The following is an 18,810-nucleotide window of genomic DNA, read 5'->3' as shown; positions in this document are numbered from 1 at the left end:
GTTGGTGGGTCAGCGCAGCGATCTGGACGTGCCGTGTCTTCAGGTACCCGAGTGGCTGACCACGGTTCATCGGGGCGGGCCATGAACTCGGCCCACGCCAGTCGACGACGACGGTGCGGATCATTCTCCACATGGTCGGTATTTTCGATGATCAAGGTTGACCGGTTGAGGTCGTCATAGGCCGGCCACGTCGATGAGGTGGTCCCGGATTCGGCGAACCTCAGCCACCGTCCCCGCATCCGCTGTCCGGCACGGGCATAGGCTTCCCGGCCGCCGAGCGAGGTGATCATCCGTGCCATGGGGATGTCGGTTCTGTCGAAGAGAGCAAACATTTCCACCCCATGGGCGGCATCCAGACCGACCATCTTGAGCAGCCGTGGCGCGAAGTCGAAGCGATACACATGGACGGGCGCGAAACGGCAGTGCAGTTCGGCGAACCGGATGCTCGGGTACCAGAACCCGTAGTCCCCGCTGAACTCCGTTGCCGATGTGGGATTCGGTAGACCCGGATACGCCGCCCGCATCACGTGCCGCGCCTGCCGGGGCGAACGGGCGAAAACGCCAGTGATACGGGAGGGGGAACTGGGCAAAATATCCCATCTGCCGTGGAAGACCGAACCTTCACGTTCGTTGGTGCCGATGATCAGCGGTACACGCGCCGCACGGCCGGCACGGACCGCTTCGATCGGGTGCTCGGGCACATAGGTTCCGTCGATGACCGGTGCGAAACAGAAACCTCCGGGGTAGGCGTCCGGAATGCGGGTTTGCAAGATCTTGGCCGCGGTCAACAAATCGGTGACAGAACTGTTGAGTAGAAGATCCGGTACCGGGGCGGCCTCGGGACCGGGCCGGCCCTGGCCATCATGCTGGTCACTGAGGATCTGCAGGAACTCGGCCGCCCACAGTGCCGCGAGCGCCGGAGGGTAGACGGCATCAGCAGGGGCGCTTTGGGCGATGGCCCGGAGGAATAATCCGTGGGCGCTCGGGGTGGCCAGTAGCGTGGTCACCGCATTCCCGCCGGCCGACTCCCCAAACACCGTCACCCGGTCCGGGTCGCCGCCAAAAGCGGCGATGTTCTCCTGAACCCATTCCAGTGCGGCCACCTGATCGCGGAGACCGAGATTGCTGTCGATGGGACGTTCGGGGGTGGAGTAGCGGCTGAAATCCAGATAACCCAACGGCCCCAAACGGTAATTGAAGTTCACATAGATGGCCCGCCCCGTGCCAGCGAAACCTTCCCCCTGCCCCGAAAAGTCCCGCGAGGATCCTTGAAAATAGCCGCCCCCGTGAATGAAAACCATGACGGGGAGGGAATCGGCATCCGCCAACGCCGGGACCGGTACCTGGACGTTGATGCTCAAACAGTCCTCATTGGTTGCTTCGGCGGACCCCAGGGCAGACCGGTGGGTTCGGGTCGGTTGGGGGGCCATCGGCCCGAAGTGTGTCCCGTCCCTGATTCCCGACCAGCCGACCGGTGGTGCTGGGGCCCTGAACCTGAGGGGCCCCACCGGCGGTGCGGCATAGGGGATGCCACGCCAGGTGAACACGTTGCCTTCCCGCACCCCGCGGACCACGCCACCGGTGACCCGAACATCCGGCATCCCCGTAGCGCCCGGGGTGCCCGGGGCAGGGAACCAGTGATCGCCGTCGTGCCCTGATGTCACTTTCGGCTGGCGCATCGCGTTCAACAGCTTTCGGGTGGGGAACCGGTGCCCGCAGGCACCGGTGTTCCGCGGGGGATGAAGACCTGTCTTGACAGACTTCCACCGGTGGTGGTGCAGGTCCACAGTTGCCCGGAGCATGATTCGCTCCCGTGGCCTCGCTAGGCTGGTGCCATGACGTCAACAACCCAGCAGTCCAGGAAAAGTGCAGTGGTGACCGGTGCCAGTACCGGAATCGGTGAGGCCACGGCCCGTCGGCTGGCCGCCGAGGGCTGGAAGGTCTTCGCCGTGGCTCGCCGGGCGGACCGGCTCGAGGCACTGGCCGGGGAAACGGGAGTCACCCCGGTGGCAGCGGATATCAGCAGCGAAGAGGACGTCGCCCGACTCCTGGCGGTAGTGACCGATGCCGGCGGGATCGACACCCTGATCAATATTGCCGGTGGGGCCCGCGGTGTCGAGAGGATCGGTGCGGCACAAACTGCCGACTGGGACTGGATGTACCGGGTGAACGTGTTGGGGACCATGAACATGATCCGCGCCTTTCTGCCCATGCTGCGGGCCCACGGCGAAGGAACGATCCTGAACCTCACCTCCACCGCAGCCCTGGGCGGATATGAAGGAGGCGGCGGATATAACGCCGCAAAATTTGCCCAACAGGGCCTCACCCAGGCGCTCCGGCTCGAAGAAGCCGAAAACAACATTCGCGTGATCGAGGTCGTCCCCGGCCTGGTCCACACCGAAGAATTCGCGCTGAACCGGCTCGGAGGGGACCAGGACGCTGCCGATCAGGTCTACGCGGGGGTGGCCCAACCCCTGACCGGCCACGACGTCGCCGACGTGGTGGCCTATTCCGTCACCCTCCCGCATCACATCAACCTTGATCAGATCGTCGTGCGGCCCGTCGCGCAGGCGGCCAATCACAAATTAATCCGCACCACGTGATACGCGGCCCACTGCATGTGATTGCCTGCGCCCACGGCACGGATCATCCCCGCGGGCGGCAGCTGATCGACCAGCTGCGCGACCAGGTCGCCGAACTCCTCACGGACCAGCAAACAACCAACGGCTGGCAGGTTCAGATCCACGAGGCCTACGTCGACGTCCAAGACCCGGGCCTGGCCTCTGTTGTGGAACGCCTCCCGGCCGGGGAACCGGCAGTGGTGCTGCCGCTGCTGCTCTCGCTGGGAATCCACACCAGTGTCGATGTTGCCGAAGCCGTGGCCTCGCGGCGGAACACCATCGCTGCCGAGCCCATCGGAGCCGACCCCCGGCTGGCCCAGCTGATGGCCCGCCGGCTGGCAGCAGCGGGCTGGACAATGCAGGACGCCGTGGTGCTGGCCTCGGCAGGGACCCGCGTGGAGTCGGGCCAAGAGCAGGCCAAGGACAGTGCAGCAACCCTCGCCGGTCTTCTGCAAACCCCCGTTCAGGCAGCATTTTGTTCGGCTGCCGCACCGCGGGTCGGGGAGGCGGTGGACCGGTTGGCCCAGCAAAGACCCGGAACGCGGGTCGGTGTCGTTTCTTACCTCTTGGCGCCCGGTTTCTTCCAGGAACGCCTCGAAGCCGTCGGAGCAAATTATGTGACTGCACCGTTGCTCCCCGACGTCACGGTTGCCGAATGTGTCGTCGCAAGACTCCAAACTGCCCTGTCGGAGGCTGTTTTCGCGGCTGACTGAGGTCAAAAAAAGCAACGTGTCGGCTGATGACCTGCGGGCGCGACAGCGGTGAAAACCGGGCCCTAGGCTCACAGCCATGACTCAGGCAACCGATACCCAGCCAGCTTCCGGCCCGCCCCGGTCCCGTCCGCCAGCCAAGCCCCACGGCCAATGGAAAGTGGACGGGACCACCCCGTTGAACTCCAATGAGGAATGGAAACAGCACGACGACGGGCTCAATGTCCGCGAACGCATCGAGACGATCTACGCTCGTCACGGCTTCGACTCGATCGACCCCGAGGACCTGCACGGACGCTTCCGCTGGTGGGGCCTCTACACCCAACGCAAACCGGGGATCGACGGCGGGAAGACTGCGACCCTGGAACCGCACGAACTCGAGGACCGCTACTTCATGATGCGGGTGCGCATCGACGGCGGCGCCCTGAGCACCGAACAACTGCGCGTCATCGGTTCCATCTCCACCGACTTCGCCCGTGACACCGCAGATGTCACCGACCGGCAGAACATCCAACTGCACTGGGTTGATGTGTGTGACGTCCCCGAAATCTGGAGGCGACTGGAATCCGTCGGCCTGAACACCACTGAAGCCTGCGGCGACGTCCCCCGCGTCATTCTCGGGTCACCGGTGGCGGGGATCGCCGCCGACGAGATCCTGGACCCCACCCCGGCCATCGAGGAGATCGCCGAACGGTACATCGGCAACCCGCTGTATTCGAATCTTCCGCGAAAATTCAAAACCGCGATCACCGGGCACCCCTCCCTGGACGTCGTCCACGAGATCAACGACATCTCCCTGGTCGGGGTCCGCCACCCCGAACTCGGTGCCGGCTACGACCTGTGGGTCGGCGGAGGGCTGTCCACCAACGGGCGGCTGGCCGAACGGCTGGGTGCCTTCGTCGCACCGGAGCAGGCAGCCCCGGTCTGGGAAGGCGTGGTCGGAATTTTCCGTGACTACGGCTACCGCCGGCTCCGCAATAAGGCGCGACTGAAATATCTGATGGCCGATTGGGGGCCGGAGAAGTTCCGTGAGGTGCTCGAACGCGAATACCTCGGGCACCCGCTGCCCGACGGTCCGGCCCCCGAACCCACCACCGTTCCCGGCGACCACAGCGGGGTGCACCAGCAAAAAGACGGTCTCTTCTACCTGGGCGCCACCACCAGCATGGGCCGGCTCTCCGGAACCCGGCTGACCGCCTTGGCCGAGCTGCTCGAACGGCACGGTTCGGGCCGTGTGCGCACCACACCCCACCAGAAGATCGTCGTCCTGGACATCCAGGAGAACGACGTTGAAGCGGTGATCACCGGTTTGCGCGAGCTCGGCCTCGAAACCCGCCCCTCCGTGGTGCGCCGATCGGCGATCGCCTGCACCGGCATCGAATACTGCAAGCTGGCGATCGTGGACACCAAGGATACTGCGGCCGCAGCCGTGGACAGCCTCGAGGACCGGCTGGCGGATCTTGAACGGAAGATGCCGCGCAAACTCAGCCTCCACGTCAACGGTTGCCCGAACTCCTGCGCCCGCGTCCAAACAGCGGATATCGGGTTGAAGGGACAACTCCTACCCGACGGGGAGGGAGGCCAAAAAGCTGGTTTCCAAGTCCACCTGGGCGGCGGCCTGGCCGATGAAACCCGTGAGGAAGCCGGCCTGGGCCGAACCGTTCGCGGGCTCAAGGTCGCTGCCGACGATCTCCCCGATTATGTGGAGCGGCTCGTGCGCACCTTTGCCGACGAATCCACCGAGGGCGAGACCTTTGCCGAGTGGGCGCATCGCGCCGACGACGGGAGCCTGCTGTGAGCGGGCCGTCCACCAATCTGGACCAGTTACGTGCACTGGCCGCCAGCGGTGCCGCCGAACTCGGGTTCGACGCTCCGAGCCAGGACGTCCTTGACTGGGTAGCCCGACACTTCTCCACCCCTGAAGCCGCCGTCGCCTGCTCCATGGCCGATGCGGTGCTGCCGCATCTGGTCTCCGGAACCCTCCCCGGGATCGACGTCCTGTTCCTGGACACCGGCTACCACTTCGCCGAAACGCTGGCGACCCGGGACGACGTCGCCCGCATGCTCGACGTGAACCTCGTCGACGTCCGGCCCGAACAGGATGTGGCCAGCCAGGATGCCGCCGAGGGCAAGGACCTTTTCGCCACCAACCCGGCACGATGCTGCGCCCTGCGCAAGGTCGACCCGCTGAACCGAGCCCTGGCCGGGTACCGGCTCTGGTTCACCGGTGTCCGCCGGGAGGAGGCTCCCACCCGCACCAACACCCCGTTGATCGATTTCGATGAAGCCCACTCACTGGTGAAGGTCAACCCGCTGGCCGGATGGAGCTTCGAGGAACTGAACGACTACTCCATCCGGAACCAGCTCCCGCGGAACCTGCTGCTTGACCAGGGGTATCCCTCGATCGGTTGCCAGCCCTGTACCCGACAGGTAGCCCCCGGGGAGGACCCCCGGGCGGGTCGCTGGTCGGGACAACCCAAAACAGAATGCGGCATCCATGTCTGACCCCGGACCGTGCCATGCCCACCCCCACGAATCCTTCGAACTCACAGCGAGGAACAGCCCATGACCATCACCCAGGACGTGACCGCCCCGCAGGATGCCAGCGCATCCGTCCCCGTGGACGGCCCGGCATCCCCCCGACAGGTCCTCGACGCCCTCGAGGCCGAATCCATCCACATCATCCGCGAAGTCGTCGCCGAATTCGACCGCCCGGCCATGCTCTTCTCCGGCGGCAAGGACTCGGTGGTCATGCTCCACCTGGCGGCGAAGGCCTTCTGGCCCGGGAGGGTGCCCTTCCCCCTAGTGCACGTGGACACCGGCCACAACTTCGACGAGGTCCTGACGTTCAGGGACCAGACCGTGCAACGGTTGGGGCTGAGGCTGGAAGTCGCCAGCGTGCAGGACTACATCGACTCCGGCGACCTGGTCGAACGCGCCGACGGGACCCGCAACCCGCTGCAAACCACGCCGCTTTTGGAGGCCATTGCCGGGCACCGGTTCGACGCCGTCTTCGGCGGCGGACGCCGGGATGAGGACAAGGCCCGCGCCAAGGAGCGCATCCTGTCCCTGCGCGATGAGTTCGGCCAGTGGGACCCCCGCAACCAGCGGCCGGAACTGTGGAACCTGTATAACGGGCGGCATCGCCCCGGACACCATGTGCGCGCCTTTCCCATCAGCAACTGGACCGAACTAGATATCTGGCGCTACATCGAACGCGAAGGCATCGAACTGCCGGGCATCTACTACGCCCACGAACGCGAGGTGTTCCACCGCGAGGGCATGTGGCGGGCCGTCGGCGAATTTTCCCCGGCACGCCCGGGGGAGGACGTGGTCCGGCGGACGGTCAGATACCGGACGGTGGGGGACATGTCCTGCACCGGGGCAGTGCTCTCGGACGCCGATACGGTCTCCGCAGTGGTCGCCGAAGTCGCCGCGTCCACGCTCACCGAACGCGGGGCCACCCGCGCCGACGACAGGATCTCCGAGGCGGCCATGGAAGACCGCAAAAAGGACGGCTATTTCTAATGACTACCACCGTGATCGAAGAGCGCCCCGGCAATACCGCAGCTGCGGGAACCCTGTTCCGTTTCGCCACCGCCGGCTCCGTCGACGACGGCAAATCAACCCTGGTCGGCCGGTTGCTCCATGACGCCAAAGCCATCCTCGCCGACCAACTCGACGCGGTGGCCCGCACCTCCACCGAACGTGGCTTCGGCGGCGCCGCGGGCGGACTGGATCTGGCCCTGCTCACCGACGGGTTGCGCGCCGAACGCGAACAGGGCATCACCATCGATGTCGCCTACCGCTACTTCGCCACCGACCGGCGCAGTTTCATCCTCGCCGACTGCCCAGGACATGTGCAGTACACCCGCAATACGGTCACCGGGGCCTCCACCGCTGACGCCGTCGTCGTCCTCATCGACGCCCGCAAGGGGGTCTTGGAGCAGACTCGACGGCATCTGAGCGTGCTGGCCCTGCTGCGCACCGCCCACGTGATCGTGGCGGTGAATAAGATCGACCTCGTCAACTACAACCGGGAGGTCTTCGAGGACATCGAGCGCGAGGTTCTGGCCGTCGCCGCGCAGCTGGGGATCACCGGGGCACGGGCCGTCCCCGTTTCGGCTCTGGTCGGGGACAACATCGCCGTGCCTTCCGAACTCACGAACTGGTATGCCGGCCCGACCCTGCTCGAACTCCTCGAGACGCTCCCCACCCAAAACGAGGTCACCGATACCGACCTGCCGTTGAGGTTCCCCGTACAAACCGTGCTGCGGCCGCAGGGAGCACTCGCACCGGGGCTCGCCCCGGAGGACTACCGCGACTACCGGGCCTATGCCGGACAGGTCAGTTCCGGCAGGGTCGGGGTCGGGGACACCGTGAGCATCCTGTCCTCGGGCCAACCACCGCGCGACACCACGATCGCGGGCATCGACACCGCCGACGGGCCACAAGGCGAGGCCGTGGCACCGGCATCGGTCGCACTGCGGTTGAGCGACGACGTGGATATTGGTCGCGGCGACACCATCGTCTCGGGCACCGTGCCGACTGCCCAGCGAAAATTTGCTGCCCGCCTGTGCTGGCTCGACCAAGAACCGTTGGAGCCGGGAGCCAAGGTGCTCATCAAACACGGCACCGCGACGGTCCGCGCCCTGATCACCAGCATCGAGGGGCTCCTGGAGCTGGAAACCTTCGCCACGGTCCCTGCCGCACGCTTGGAACTGAACGACCTGGGCAGCGTAAGCGTCACCGTTGCTGCCGATCTGCCGGTGGAGGACTATGCGGCCAACCGTCGGGCCGGGGCACTGCTGGTCATCGATCCGCACTCGGGAAACACCCTGGCCGCCGGTCTGGTGATCTCCTCATGAACGCCAGACACCCCGGAGGAGGCCGGGGACGACGGCGGTTGGTCGGCTTGACCGTACCTCTGGCCCTGCTGGTGGGCGCCGCCTTGGCCACCCTGTGGGTTCCCACCCCTTTCCCGGCGCCGGCCGCTGCGGCGCAGGCCGGACGCGGACATCCTGCGGAGCAGCTGCGGCTGGGATATTTCGGCAATGTCACCCACGCCCCGGCCCTGGTGGGTGTCCACCGCGGATTCCTGGCCCGGCAGGTGAACGCGGCAGGGACCGAACTGACCACCCAGGTCTTCAATGCCGGACCGGCCGCGGTCGAAGCCCTGAATGCCGGCGCCATCGATGCCGCCTATCTGGGGCCCAACCCGGCCATCGGCTCCTTCACGGCCAGTGCCGGAAGCTCCCTGCGCGTCGTGGCCGGGGCCACCTCCGGTGGTGCCCAACTGGTGGTGCGGCCCGATATCACCTCGCCGGAACAACTGCGGGGAACGATCCTGGCCAGCCCGCAACTGGGAGGGACCCAAGACGTGGCCCTGCGCAGTTGGTTGGCCGGGCAGGGGTACGCGGTGGCTGCCGACGGGTCGGGTGACGTGGACATCAACCCCACCGATAACAGCCAAGCCTTTGACCTCTTCACGGCAGGCAGGATCGACGGGGCCTGGGTTCCGGAACCGTGGGCCTCCCGGCTGGTGCTCGAGGCCGGGGCCCACGTCCTGGTCGACGAGCGGGATCTCTGGGATGGGTCGCTGACCGGAGGTCCCGGTGAATTCCCCAGCACGGTTCTGGTGGTCGACGCAGTCTTCGCCGCCGAACACCCGGACACGGTCACCGCTCTGGTGGCCGGCAACGCCGAAGCCGTGTCCTGGCTACACGAGGCGGATGCTGACGAACGGGCCGACACGATCAACGCGGGACTCCAGGACGCCGCGGGGGCCCGGCTGCCCGATGAGGTGTTGGCCAGGGCCCTGAGCACCACCGATTTCACCACCGACCCACTCCCGGGAGCATTTGACCGGCTCCTGAAACAGGGGGTCGCCGCCGGGGTGACCCCGCAGGGAAGCCTTGAGGGTCTTTTCGATCCCGCCACCACCCCAGCGAAAGGAACGACGCGATGACCACCAGCGTCCTCGACGAAGACCCCGGGACCAGCAGCAGTACCAACACCCGAACCGACCCGACGACGCCGGACAGCCCAGCGGCCAACCCACCGGCCAGCGTGGTGCTCGACGGGCTCAGCAAGTCCTACGCCTCGGGGCCGACGGTCCTGGACGGCATCAGCACCACGATCGCCCGCGGTGAGTTCGTCTGCCTGCTGGGCGCCTCGGGCTGCGGGAAGTCAACACTGCTGCAGATCCTGGCCGGGCTGGAGCTGCCCAGCGCAGGAACGGTGCAGGTCCCCTCCGATGGTGCGGCCTTCATGTTCCAAGACGCCTCCCTGCTGCCCTGGCTCAGCGCCCGGGCCAATGTGGAACTGGCGCTCCGGCTGCGCGGGGTTCACCGGGCCGAACGCCGGCCCAAGGCGGACACCCTGTTGGAACTGGTCCACCTCGGCGGGGCAGCCGATCAGCGCCCCCATCAACTCTCCGGAGGGATGCGCCAACGTACCGCCCTGGCGCGGGCCCTGGCCCAGGACCGTGAACTGCTGCTCATGGATGAACCTTTCGGAGCGTTGGACGCCATCACCCGTGACCTGCTGCACGAGGAACTCGAACGCGTGTGGCGATCCACCGGTAGGACCATTGTCTTCGTGACCCACAACGTCCGTGAGGCCATCCGGCTGGGCCAGCGCGTCATCCTGCTCTCCTCGAAGCCCGGCAGGATCGCCCGGCAATGGCAGGTGGGCCCCGAGGTACGCCGGAACCCGGCGACGACCGCAGCACTGACCGAACGGATCACCCGGCAGCTACGACAGGAGATCAGCGGCCATGCCCACCCCTGACATCGTGGAACGCCCCGCCGCAGAGCGTCGCCCCGACGAACCAGCCGAACCCACCGCCGTGGAGGCAGGACTGGACCGGCTGCAGCGGCCAACACCGGTCACCCGGCGTGACCTCAGGACCGTCCTGCTGCCGGCAGCGGCCCTACTTGCCCTCATGTGCCTCTGGCAGATCCTGTCCTGGACCGGCCTCAAACGTACCGACCTGTTCCCCGGACCGGGAGCCGTCGCCACCGGCATCGGTGAAGCCCTCAGCGAGGGAACCCTCCAGCAAGCGGTGGCCACCTCGCTGGGCCGCGGGGTCACGGGTTTCGCCATCAGCGTGCTGATAGCGACCCCGCTGGCCCTGCTGCTCGCCCAGTCGGGCACACTGCGTGCCGCCCTCGGACCCCTGGTGTCCGGGCTGCAGGTCCTGCCGTCGGTCGCCTGGGTGCCGGCGGCCATCATCTGGTTCGGCCTCACCGACGCCACCGTGTACTTCGTGGTCCTCATGGGGGCGACACCCTCGATCGTGAACGGGCTGCTCACGGGGATCGACCAGATCCCCCCGCACTACGGATCGGTGGGCACCGTACTCGGCGCCACCCGACGACAACAGACCCTGCTGATCACCCTGCCGGCCGCGCTGCCTGCCTATCTGGGCGGGCTGAAACAGGGGTGGGCGTTCTCGTGGCGTTCGCTCATGGCCGCCGAGATCATCGCCGTGGGCGGGAGCATCGGTTTCGGACTCGGGTCGATGCTCCAACAAGGGCGCGACCTGTCCAGCATGCCGCTGGTCATGGCCGCGATCCTGGTCATCCTCAGCGTGGGCATCGTCGTCGAACTCCTCGTTTTTTCACCGATCCAACGCCGGGTGCTGCAACGCCGTGGCCTACTGACCCCAGGAGCGAAATGAACGACCTGTATCCCACCTCATTGCGACTGCTCGGACGCCGCGTCCTCCTCGTCGGCGCCGGACCCGTGAGCGAACGACGGTTGCGGGCACTGCTCGACGCCGGGGCCCGGATGACCGTGGTCGCCCCCGATGCCGTGCCGAAGATCCGCCAGCTCCACGCCGCAGGACTCATCGACTGGCAACCCCGCCACTACCGGGTCAGCGATCTCAAGGACACCTGGTTCGTGCACACGGCCACGGGCAACCCCTCGGTGGACTCCGCAGTGGCCTCCGACGCCGAGAGGGCACGGATCTGGTGCGTCAACGCCTCGAACCACCGCAGCTCGTCGGTCTGGACACCCGCGGTGGCCCGCATCGACGATGTCGTGGTGGCCGTGAACAGCGGGGGAGATCCGCGGCGGGCCGTGGGGATCCGCAACGCCATCCGTCTGGCCGCCCAATCGGGGTTTTTACCGTGGCGCCGCTTCCGCCCCCGCGCCCCAAAAGGCCGGAGCACGACGCCGGCCGGGCGGGTGGCGCTGGTCGGCGGCGGTCCGGGGGAGAGCGGGCTGATCACCCTGCGCGGACGCCAGCTGCTGGCCGAAGCCGACGTCGTCGTCGCCGACCGGCTGGGACCGCGCTCCCTACTCGAGGAGCTCGGCCCGGACGTCAGGGTCATCGAGGTCGGCAAGGCCCCCGGAGCGCACACCGCCACCCAGGACCAGATCAACAACCTCTTGGTCACCGAGGCCCGGGCCGGGAACCTGGTGGTCCGGCTCAAGGGAGGAGACCCCTTCGTCTTCGGGCGCGGGGGAGAGGAAGCAGAGCACTGCCGGGCCCACGGTCTGGACGTGGAGATCGTTCCCGGGGTCACCAGTGCCCTGTCGGTGCCTGCAGCCGCCGGGATCCCGGTGACCCATCGCGGGGTCGCCGCCGGATTCACCGTCGCCACCGGCCACGACGAACTGGCCGACCTGCCGGCCCGCAGCGACCACACGCTCGTGCTGCTCATGGGGGTCCGCCGGCTCGCGACCTCGGTGGCCACCCTCCGCCAACGGGGACTGGAGCCCGACACCCCGGTGGCCATCATCGAAAGCGGGTGGACCGCAGACCAACGCGTCACCATCGGCACCCTGGCCACGATCACCGCCCAAGCCGCCGAACGCCGCGTGGCCAACCCGGCGGTCATCATCGTCGGCGACGTCGTCCGCCTGAGCACCTACACCCCTGACCTGGCTGCCATTCCAGCACCCACGGCCCGCCTGACCGTCTGAACCACCCGAGGAGAACCATGACCCACGACCACCTGACCCACCCCACACCGACCCCGCTCCACCCCACGGACCCCAGGGAACTCCGGGTCGCGATCATCGGCGCCGGCCCGGCCGGCGTCTACGCCGCCGATCTGCTGACCAAAAGCGTGCCGGTGACCTCCGGGGCCCTGAGAGTCTCCATCGACCTCTTCGACAGGTACCCGGCCCCCTACGGACTGATCCGCTACGGTGTCGCGCCGGACCACCCGCGGATCAAAGGCATCGTCAAGGCGCTGCATAAGGTCCTGGACCGCGGGGACATCCGCTTCTTCGGTAACGTGGAATACGGCACCGATCTGACGCTGGCGGACCTGCGCACCCACTACGACGCGGTCATCTTCGCCACCGGGGCCATCCAGGACGCCGACCTGAACATCCCCGGCATGGAACTCGACGGCGCCTACGGGGCCGCGGACTTCGTCTCCTGGTACGACGGACACCCCGACGTCCCGCGGACCTGGCCCCTGAACGCGCGGCAGATCGCGGTCATCGGCAACGGGAACGTCGCCCTGGACGTCGCCCGGATGCTCTCCAAACATCCCGAAGACCTGCTGGTCACCGAGATCCCGGATAACGTCCATGCGGGCCTGGCGGCCTCCCCCGTGACCGATGTCCATATCTTTGGCCGTCGCGGCCCCGCCCAGGTGAAGTTCACCCCGTTGGAGTTGCGCGAACTCTCGCATTCTCGCGACGTGGACATCGTCCTCTACCCGGAGGACTTCGAATTCGATGCCGCCTCCGACGAGACGATCAAAACCAACAACCAGGCCAAGACCATGGTCAACACCCTCACCAACTGGCTCATCGAGCAGGAAGACCGTGAAGAGGCCGAGGAAGCCGGTACCCGGACCCCTGCCTCGCGGCGGCTGCATCTGCACTTCCTGCACGCCCCGGTGGAGATCACCGGAAACAACGGGGCCGTCGAAGGCATCCGATTCGAACGCCAGGAACTCGATGGCACCGGAAACGTGCGCGGGACCGGGGACATCGTGGACTACGACGTCCAGGCCGTCTACCGGGCCATCGGCTACTTCGGCTCCGCCCTGCCCGACCTGGCTTATGACGGCAGCAACGGGGTCATCCCCAACGCCGGGGGACGGGTCCTCGACGAGGCAGGAGGCCACGTTTCCGGACTGTATGCCACCGGGTGGATCAAGCGCGGTCCGGTGGGCCTGATCGGCCATACCAAGGGAGATGCCCTGGAAACCATCACGCTCCTGCTTCAGGACCTCGACAACCTTCCGACCGCCGTCGTCCCGGAGCCCGCGGAGGTGCCCCGACTGCTCGCCGCCCGTGGAGTGGAATTCACTGACTGGGCCGGATGGATCGCCCTCGATGCCCATGAACGGGCACTGGGGGAGGCCGCCGAACCCGTCGTCACGGCGGCGGGGCCGGCGGCCCGTGAACGCATCAAGGTCGTCGACCGCGGGGCCATGGTCGAAGCCTCCACCGGCGAGCGCCAGGGCAGTGACGTGGGGGCCTCTGTCTAAGATCGCCCGGCTAGGAGGAGGCGGGATGGAGCCGCGGCGTGGGATTGGCCAGGACGAACTCGAAGCCGATGTCTTCGGGATAATCGAAGTCGGCATTGGCCACCACGACCCGCTCCATCGACACCTCCCGGATGCTGACCTTGACCCGTTCGGCCTGGTTGTCGACATCCAACCACCAGTCCTCGGCCAGATACCCCAGGCCCGGCTCCTCGAGGCGGGCCTCGGCCGCGGTCAGCTCCATGGCCGCCTCGAGTTCGTTCCACAACAGGTCGATAGGCACGAATCCCTCTTCCGTCATCTTCAGGTAGCCCAATTTCTCGTTGTCGGATTCCCTCGTATGCGGAAACACCACGTCTTCACTCATGCAGCCACCCTAGCGGGGCGGCAGAGCGGGGGAAATGGCCGCGACGGAAACCCCGCCCAGCGGCGCGGCCCCACGGCCGGTCCCGCGGGGGAGAAGTAGCCTCAAGGCATGACCGCCGTAACCCCGAAGCCGCCCCTGGACGAGTCACGGCCGGCAGAGATTGCCCACCGGTACGCAGGAACCGTCGCCCCGGCAGCCGCCGGCGGCTTCGTCTTTTTGATCCTGCGCATCTTCGCCGTCTCCGGCTACGACTGGGACACGGCCTTTGCAGTCAGCACGACGCTGGGTTTGAGCGATGGTCTGGCACTGCTGTTCGGTTCGCTGATGGCAGGCCACCTGCTGGTGACCTACCTGATGATCGTGATCCTGCCCTTATTGCTGGCCACCTATGTGTGGTCCCCGCTGGGCCGGCGACCGGTGGTGCTCTTCGCCACCACGCTGGCGTTGGTGACGCTGGCAGCGCTGACCGTATCCTTCGAGGTCTGGTGGCTTCCCGTCGCCGTGGCCGCCGTCTTCGGGCTCTTTGCCTTGATCCGGATGCTTTCCTCGAAGAACCCGGTGCGCCGGGCCTTTGCCAAGGCCATGGCGAGCGTGGGGTGGGTGTCCGGGATCTCCCTGCTCCTGGTGGCCGCTTTTGTCCAGACCCCCTGGGTTCCGTTGGAGCACATCGAAACCACCGGCGGTCCGCTGACCGCCTACGTGCTCAGCGTCGATTCGGGCTACCTCAACCTGCTCACGGAGGACCACGAGTTCGTGATCGTGAACAGCGGGGACGTTATTTCGCGCAAATAGCGGTCCCTGCGCGGTCAGGGTCCGTCGGGCTACCGGTCCGGTTCATCCGGGACGTTGCCCTGAACCCAATCCATGTACCTGGACAGTGAGGACTCCACCACCGGTTTGGCCCCCTGCTCGATGACGGCGAAGGCACTGTAAATCCGGTCATAGTCATAGGCCGTGGTGGCCTCCAGGATCCGGCGGATGGAACGGGCCGGCAGCGGAATGTTGTTCGGATAACTGCGCATGGCGCTCACCGAGGCCCGGTCGGCGCCGATCTGGATCGTGTCCCCGCTGAGCATGGTGCCCTTCCCAGCGGCCCCCGTAGCCCAATGGACGACCGAACTGCCCGCGAAATGGCCGCCGCATTGGATCATTGTCAATCCTGGGAGCACCTCATGCACCCCCGACCACAGCTCAATGACCGGGTCGGGCCTGCGAATCCACGCCCGGTCCGCCGACGCCACCCACACCGGGGCCCGGTTGAAGGCATGGCTCCACTGGATGGAGGCCCCGGTCAGATGGGGATGACTCGCGGAGATGGCATCCACCCCTCCCCGCTCCTGCACCGCCGCGAGGGTCTCCTCATCGAGAAACCCGGGCGGCTCCCACAACAGGTTCCCCTCGTTCGTACACACCAGCAGCCCCCGCTGGCCGATCGCCAACCGTGGGGACACGGACAACCCGTGCAACCCCGGTTCAAGCGGTTCGACGTGCATCCGGTGGCCGTCGGCCGAGAGCTTCAGCTGGTGGGTCCACCGCTGCCCGGTGGCCGGTACATATTGCCTCGCGTCCAGACAGATGGCGCAGGACGACGGCGGGGCCTCGGTGTCGGGATGCTCGATGCCGCAGGTTGCACAGATCCAGATGGTCATGGACACCATTCTTCGGTGCTCGACCGGTGACACGTCAAGGGGTCGCCGGGCGGAATCCGAGGCCGGACTATCATCGGGGACATGTCCGAACCCAGCCTTTCGCAGACCATCAACCAGCCAGCCGACCAGTTTTTCTCCGGCGGGCCAATTCTGACCATGGACGCGCGGAAGCCGCGAGCCCAAGCAGTGGCAGTCCGTGATGGGCTTATCCTCGCAGTGGGTTCCACCGAGGAGCTCTCTGGGCTGATCGGTGCCGGGACCGAGCAGATCGACCTGGAGGGCAGGGCGTTGCTGCCGGGATTGATCGACCCCCATATGCATTCCTCCATGGTGCAGTTGGCCGACTGGACCGATATCAGCCCCATGACTCGTCCCACGGCGGACGAGGTCTTCACCGCTCTGCGCCAGGCCGTCCCTGCCTCGACGGGCTGGGTTCTGGCGCAGCAATTTGATCCGAGCATCACCGCCGGCCACCCGGTGCTGGACCGCTATGTTTTGGACCGCCTGGTCCCGCACGCTCCGGCGCTGGTGTTGGAAAGCAACGGGCATATCGCCTACGTCAACTCCGCCGCCCTGGCCCGGGCCGGTATCGACCGGCATACCCCGGATCCGCCGGCGGGCCGCTATACCCGCGATGCCCAGGGTGAGCCCACCGGCCGGCTGGAAGAATCCTCGGCCCTGGCCGCCTTCGGTGCGGGGCTTCCCTTCGCCACCGGTGCTGGCTTGGCCGGCAGGATTCGCGAGCTGCTGTGGCAGGCAGCCGGCCAAGGGGTCACCTTGCTGCACGACTGCGGGATCGGTTCCATCGACGGCACCTCGGATCTGGACGTCCTGCGCACTGTACTCGACGCCGATTCACCCGTCAGATATCGGGGCATGCTGGTCTCGAGCTGCTATGACGACTGGATGGCCAAGGGAGTGCGCCCGGGCGACGGGGACGACCTGTTCCGGGTTGACGGCATCAAGGCGTGGTCGGATGGGTCCAACCAGGCAGGCACCGGATTCCAACGCGAACCCTATCTCGGCAAGAGCAGCCGAGGGGCCCTGAACCATTCGCCCGCGGAACTGGCGGCCGTGGTGTCCCGGGCCCACCGTGACGGTTGGCAGATCGGCGTCCACGCCAACGGGGACGCGGCCATCGACACGACCCTGGACGCCTTCGAACAAGCGCTGGCCGCCCACCCGCGGAGCGACCACCGGCACCGGATCGAACACTGCAGCCTCACCCGTCCGGAACATATTGCCCGCATGGCGGCAGCAGGGGTTTCACCATCGTTTCTCATCGGACATGTCAGATGGTGGGGCCAGGCGTTCCGCGAACGGTTGCTGGGCCCCGAACGCACCAACTTCTACGACCCCTGCGCCTCGGCGCTGGCCGGTGGCCTGCGCATCTCGCTGCACAGCGATTGGAACGTCACCCCACTTGAGCCGCTGCGCTACGTGCAGGATGCGGTCACCCGGATCATGGCCGAAGGAGGCGGGGTCCTGAACCCGGACGAGCGCATCAGTGTTGAAGCAGCCCTGCGGGCCGTGACCATCGACGCCGCCTGGCAATGCCGGGCCGATGACGTGACCGGATCGATCGAAACGGGGAAGTACGCGGATCTGGTGTTGCTTGAAGAGGATCCGACGGCGGTGGATCCCACACGGATCCAGGACATCGCCGTCGCACAAACCCGCCGGGGCGGGATCGTGCGATTCGCGTAGGATTCGCCGAGCCTGTGGTCCGGAGTGGGGTTCTTCGGGATACTGAGGGCATGAGGAAGAACCCCGGGGGCAGTGGATCCTGGACCCGGCGTCCAGGGTCCTCCTTCGAATCGGCGGTGTATGGGCTCATCGTGGTCTCCGCCATGCTGATCGTGATGGGCCGTTATGCCAACACGTCGGCGGAGAATTTCTTCAAGGTGCTCGGCACGGTCGTCGTCTTCTGGGCGGCCCATCTCTTCGCTGTCGCCGTAGCGCACCTGAACCAGAGCGAACCGGGCCAGGCAACTTTTCGCGGCGAGATCGCCCATGCCTGGCGCCATTCGGTGGGGTTGCTCTTGGCGGCCGTCATCCCACTGGGCATCCTGTTGCTGGGTGTCCTCGGGGTGCTCAGCGACGAGGTGGTCCTGTGGACGGCACTATGGGTCAACGTCTTCCTGCTCGCCGTGGTGGGATATCTGTCGTCGCTGCGCTGGGCCCCCACCGTATGGACTCGTCTCATGGTTTCCGGGTGCACGGCACTTCTGGGGCTGCTGGTCGTCGGGTTGAAGGTCTTCCTCCATTGAAGCCGGCCAGCCCAGACAAAGAAGGACCTGTGCACCACGACCAGATCGCGATTGACGTTCCCACGGTCCAGTCCTTGATCCGTCAACAGTTTCCACACCTGATGCGGGAACCCGTCAGCTATCTTCCAAGCACGGGAACCGTCAATGCCATCTTCCGCGTCGGCGATCTGTTGGCTGCACGCTTTCCGCTCCGCCGCACCGACCCGGACGAGCTGGCCGAATCCCTGCGTGCCGAAGCCGGTGCCATGAGCGAGCTCGCGGGGCACAGCCCTGTTCCCACACCAACCTGCGTCGGCCTGGGCCGGCGCGGCGATTCCTACCCCCTGCCGTGGACGCTCCAAACGTGGATTCCCGGTAGCGTCGCGACTCCCTCCGGCCTTGCGGGCTCGATTCGGTTCGCCGACGATCTCGTCAGACTCATCCTGGCCCTGCGGAAAACCGACAGACACGGCCGTACCTTCAGCGGCGGCGGCCGCGGGGGAGACCTCCCCGATCACGACGGCTGGATGGAGCACTGCTTCGAAAAAAGCGAGAGCCTGCTCGACGTTGCCCGTCTGCGCTTGATGTGGGGCTCATTCCGTGAACTTCCGGCTGGCGGTGAAGACGTCATGAGCCATGGCGATCTGATCCCGGCCAACCTTCTCGTGGACGGGGAGCGCCGGCCCGCAGCATGAGCGCACCACCGCCCTGGTATCCGCTAGACTGGAGGCACCAGCAACGACCCGGCCAT

Annotated in this window: 17 protein-coding genes and 1 pseudogene; 15 read left to right on the top strand and 3 right to left on the bottom strand. The window is 66.7% G+C overall.

All coding sequences use genetic code 11. The annotated features are described in order from the left end of the window. Window positions 1-614: 614 nt before the first annotated feature. Window positions 615-1,601: pseudogene (locus CIK75_RS16505) on the bottom strand (carboxylesterase family protein); the annotation flags it as partial. Between the two features lie 234 nt (window positions 1,602-1,835). On the opposite strand from CIK75_RS16505, the gene CIK75_RS06880 reads away from it, so the two are divergent. The 11 genes from CIK75_RS06880 (at window position 1,836) to CIK75_RS06830 (ending at window position 13,797) form a co-directional block, all read left to right on the top strand. Beyond that, the gene (locus tag CIK75_RS06880; RefSeq protein ID WP_096223431.1) at window positions 1,836-2,603 is read left to right on the top strand and encodes an SDR family oxidoreductase; all 768 of its coding nucleotides are present in this window, start codon (window positions 1,836-1,838) and stop codon (window positions 2,601-2,603) included. Then, window positions 2,600-3,334 carry a CbiX/SirB N-terminal domain-containing protein gene (locus CIK75_RS06875; protein WP_241895350.1) on the top strand — a complete coding sequence of 245 codons (735 nt, stop codon included), beginning with the start codon at window positions 2,600-2,602 and terminating at the stop codon, window positions 3,332-3,334. The genes CIK75_RS06880 and CIK75_RS06875 overlap by 4 nt, the downstream gene beginning before the upstream one ends. Before the next feature lie 76 nt (window positions 3,335-3,410). Further along, window positions 3,411-5,129 carry a nitrite/sulfite reductase gene (locus CIK75_RS06870; RefSeq protein ID WP_096223430.1) on the top strand — a complete coding sequence of 573 codons (1,719 nt, stop codon included), beginning with the start codon at window positions 3,411-3,413 and terminating at the stop codon, window positions 5,127-5,129. Then, window positions 5,126-5,836 (top strand): phosphoadenylyl-sulfate reductase, encoded by a 711-nt coding sequence (locus CIK75_RS06865; RefSeq protein WP_096223429.1) that lies wholly within the window; start codon window positions 5,126-5,128, stop codon window positions 5,834-5,836. Before CIK75_RS06870 ends, CIK75_RS06865 begins: the two co-directional genes overlap by 4 nt. A gap of 60 nt (window positions 5,837-5,896) precedes the next feature. Next, the gene (cysD, locus tag CIK75_RS06860; protein ID WP_096223428.1) at window positions 5,897-6,859 is read left to right on the top strand and encodes a sulfate adenylyltransferase subunit CysD; all 963 of its coding nucleotides are present in this window, start codon (window positions 5,897-5,899) and stop codon (window positions 6,857-6,859) included. Continuing rightward, a complete protein-coding gene (locus CIK75_RS06855) occupies window positions 6,859-8,199 on the top strand; it encodes a GTP-binding protein (RefSeq protein ID WP_086998239.1) in 1,341 nt (446 codons plus the stop codon). Before cysD ends, CIK75_RS06855 begins: the two co-directional genes overlap by 1 nt. Beyond that, window positions 8,196-9,299, top strand: a complete 1,104-nt coding sequence (locus CIK75_RS06850; protein ID WP_096223427.1) for an ABC transporter substrate-binding protein — start codon at window positions 8,196-8,198, stop codon at window positions 9,297-9,299. Before CIK75_RS06855 ends, CIK75_RS06850 begins: the two co-directional genes overlap by 4 nt. After that, window positions 9,296-10,123 carry an ABC transporter ATP-binding protein gene (locus CIK75_RS06845; RefSeq protein WP_096223426.1) on the top strand — a complete coding sequence of 276 codons (828 nt, stop codon included), beginning with the start codon at window positions 9,296-9,298 and terminating at the stop codon, window positions 10,121-10,123. The genes CIK75_RS06850 and CIK75_RS06845 overlap by 4 nt, the downstream gene beginning before the upstream one ends. Next, window positions 10,110-11,015 (top strand): ABC transporter permease, encoded by a 906-nt coding sequence (locus CIK75_RS06840; RefSeq protein WP_096223425.1) that lies wholly within the window; start codon window positions 10,110-10,112, stop codon window positions 11,013-11,015. The genes CIK75_RS06845 and CIK75_RS06840 overlap by 14 nt, the downstream gene beginning before the upstream one ends. Further along, the gene (gene cobA, locus CIK75_RS06835) at window positions 11,012-12,268 is read left to right on the top strand and encodes a uroporphyrinogen-III C-methyltransferase (protein WP_096223424.1); all 1,257 of its coding nucleotides are present in this window, start codon (window positions 11,012-11,014) and stop codon (window positions 12,266-12,268) included. Before CIK75_RS06840 ends, cobA begins: the two co-directional genes overlap by 4 nt. Window positions 12,269-12,285: 17 nt before the next feature. Continuing rightward, window positions 12,286-13,797, top strand: coding sequence for an FAD-dependent oxidoreductase (locus CIK75_RS06830; RefSeq protein ID WP_096223423.1), 1,512 nt, complete (start codon window positions 12,286-12,288; stop codon window positions 13,795-13,797). A 10-nt stretch (window positions 13,798-13,807) separates the two neighbouring features. Here the strand turns inward: CIK75_RS06830 and CIK75_RS06825 are convergent, their stop codons facing one another. Continuing rightward, on the bottom strand, window positions 13,808-14,161 hold the full coding sequence (locus CIK75_RS06825) for a hypothetical protein (protein WP_086996971.1): 354 nt from the start codon (window positions 14,159-14,161) through the stop codon (window positions 13,808-13,810). Between the two features lie 108 nt (window positions 14,162-14,269). Here CIK75_RS06825 and CIK75_RS06820 point away from each other — a divergent pair, with 108 nt between their 5' ends. Continuing rightward, on the top strand, window positions 14,270-14,953 hold the full coding sequence (locus CIK75_RS06820; RefSeq protein WP_096223422.1) for a hypothetical protein: 684 nt from the start codon (window positions 14,270-14,272) through the stop codon (window positions 14,951-14,953). Window positions 14,954-14,982: 29 nt separating this feature from the next. Here the strand turns inward: CIK75_RS06820 and CIK75_RS06815 are convergent, their stop codons facing one another. Beyond that, a complete protein-coding gene (locus CIK75_RS06815; protein WP_096223421.1) occupies window positions 14,983-15,810 on the bottom strand; it encodes a hydrolase in 828 nt (275 codons plus the stop codon). Window positions 15,811-15,891: 81 nt separating this feature from the next. Between CIK75_RS06815 and CIK75_RS06810 the strand changes: the two genes are divergently transcribed. Genes CIK75_RS06810 through CIK75_RS06805 form a run of 3 tightly spaced genes read left to right on the top strand, consistent with a single transcriptional unit; the run spans window position 15,892 to window position 18,754 of the window. After that, on the top strand, window positions 15,892-17,517 hold the full coding sequence (locus CIK75_RS06810; protein WP_096223420.1) for an amidohydrolase: 1,626 nt from the start codon (window positions 15,892-15,894) through the stop codon (window positions 17,515-17,517). A 50-nt stretch (window positions 17,518-17,567) separates the two neighbouring features. After that, entirely contained in the window at window positions 17,568-18,080 is a 513-nt protein-coding gene (locus CIK75_RS16225) for a hypothetical protein (protein ID WP_158225911.1), read from the top strand. Window positions 18,081-18,109: 29 nt separating this feature from the next. Further along, window positions 18,110-18,754, top strand: a complete 645-nt coding sequence (locus CIK75_RS06805; RefSeq protein WP_206745474.1) for a phosphotransferase — start codon at window positions 18,110-18,112, stop codon at window positions 18,752-18,754. The last annotated feature ends 56 nt before the right edge of the window (window positions 18,755-18,810 follow it).

Source organism: Glutamicibacter sp. BW78 (assembly GCF_002332245.1).
GTDB lineage: Bacteria > Actinomycetota > Actinomycetes > Actinomycetales > Micrococcaceae > Arthrobacter_H > Arthrobacter_H rhombi_A.
The sequence above is the reverse complement of the archived record's forward strand: the minus strand, read 5'-3'. Positions and strand labels throughout refer to the sequence as shown.

What these genes read in the sequence shown, in the direction of transcription:
- CIK75_RS06880 (WP_096223431.1), top strand. Translation starts at nt 1,836, where the DNA reads ATGACGTCAACAACCCAGCAGTCCAGGAAAAGTGCAGTGGTGACCGGT.
- CIK75_RS06870 (WP_096223430.1), top strand. Translation starts at nt 3,411, where the DNA reads ATGACTCAGGCAACCGATACCCAGCCAGCTTCCGGCCCGCCCCGGTCC.
- cysD (WP_096223428.1), top strand. Translation starts at nt 5,897, where the DNA reads ATGACCATCACCCAGGACGTGACCGCCCCGCAGGATGCCAGCGCATCC.
- CIK75_RS06855 (WP_086998239.1), top strand. Translation starts at nt 6,859, where the DNA reads ATGACTACCACCGTGATCGAAGAGCGCCCCGGCAATACCGCAGCTGCG.
- CIK75_RS06850 (WP_096223427.1), top strand. Translation starts at nt 8,196, where the DNA reads ATGAACGCCAGACACCCCGGAGGAGGCCGGGGACGACGGCGGTTGGTC.
- CIK75_RS06845 (WP_096223426.1), top strand. Translation starts at nt 9,296, where the DNA reads ATGACCACCAGCGTCCTCGACGAAGACCCCGGGACCAGCAGCAGTACC.
- CIK75_RS06840 (WP_096223425.1), top strand. Translation starts at nt 10,110, where the DNA reads ATGCCCACCCCTGACATCGTGGAACGCCCCGCCGCAGAGCGTCGCCCC.
- cobA (WP_096223424.1), top strand. Translation starts at nt 11,012, where the DNA reads ATGAACGACCTGTATCCCACCTCATTGCGACTGCTCGGACGCCGCGTC.
- CIK75_RS06830 (WP_096223423.1), top strand. Translation starts at nt 12,286, where the DNA reads ATGACCCACGACCACCTGACCCACCCCACACCGACCCCGCTCCACCCC.
- CIK75_RS06825 (WP_086996971.1), bottom strand. Translation starts at nt 14,161, where the DNA reads ATGAGTGAAGACGTGGTGTTTCCGCATACGAGGGAATCCGACAACGAG.
- CIK75_RS06820 (WP_096223422.1), top strand. Translation starts at nt 14,270, where the DNA reads ATGACCGCCGTAACCCCGAAGCCGCCCCTGGACGAGTCACGGCCGGCA.
- CIK75_RS06815 (WP_096223421.1), bottom strand. Translation starts at nt 15,810, where the DNA reads ATGACCATCTGGATCTGTGCAACCTGCGGCATCGAGCATCCCGACACC.
- CIK75_RS06810 (WP_096223420.1), top strand. Translation starts at nt 15,892, where the DNA reads ATGTCCGAACCCAGCCTTTCGCAGACCATCAACCAGCCAGCCGACCAG.
- CIK75_RS16225 (WP_158225911.1), top strand. Translation starts at nt 17,568, where the DNA reads ATGAGGAAGAACCCCGGGGGCAGTGGATCCTGGACCCGGCGTCCAGGG.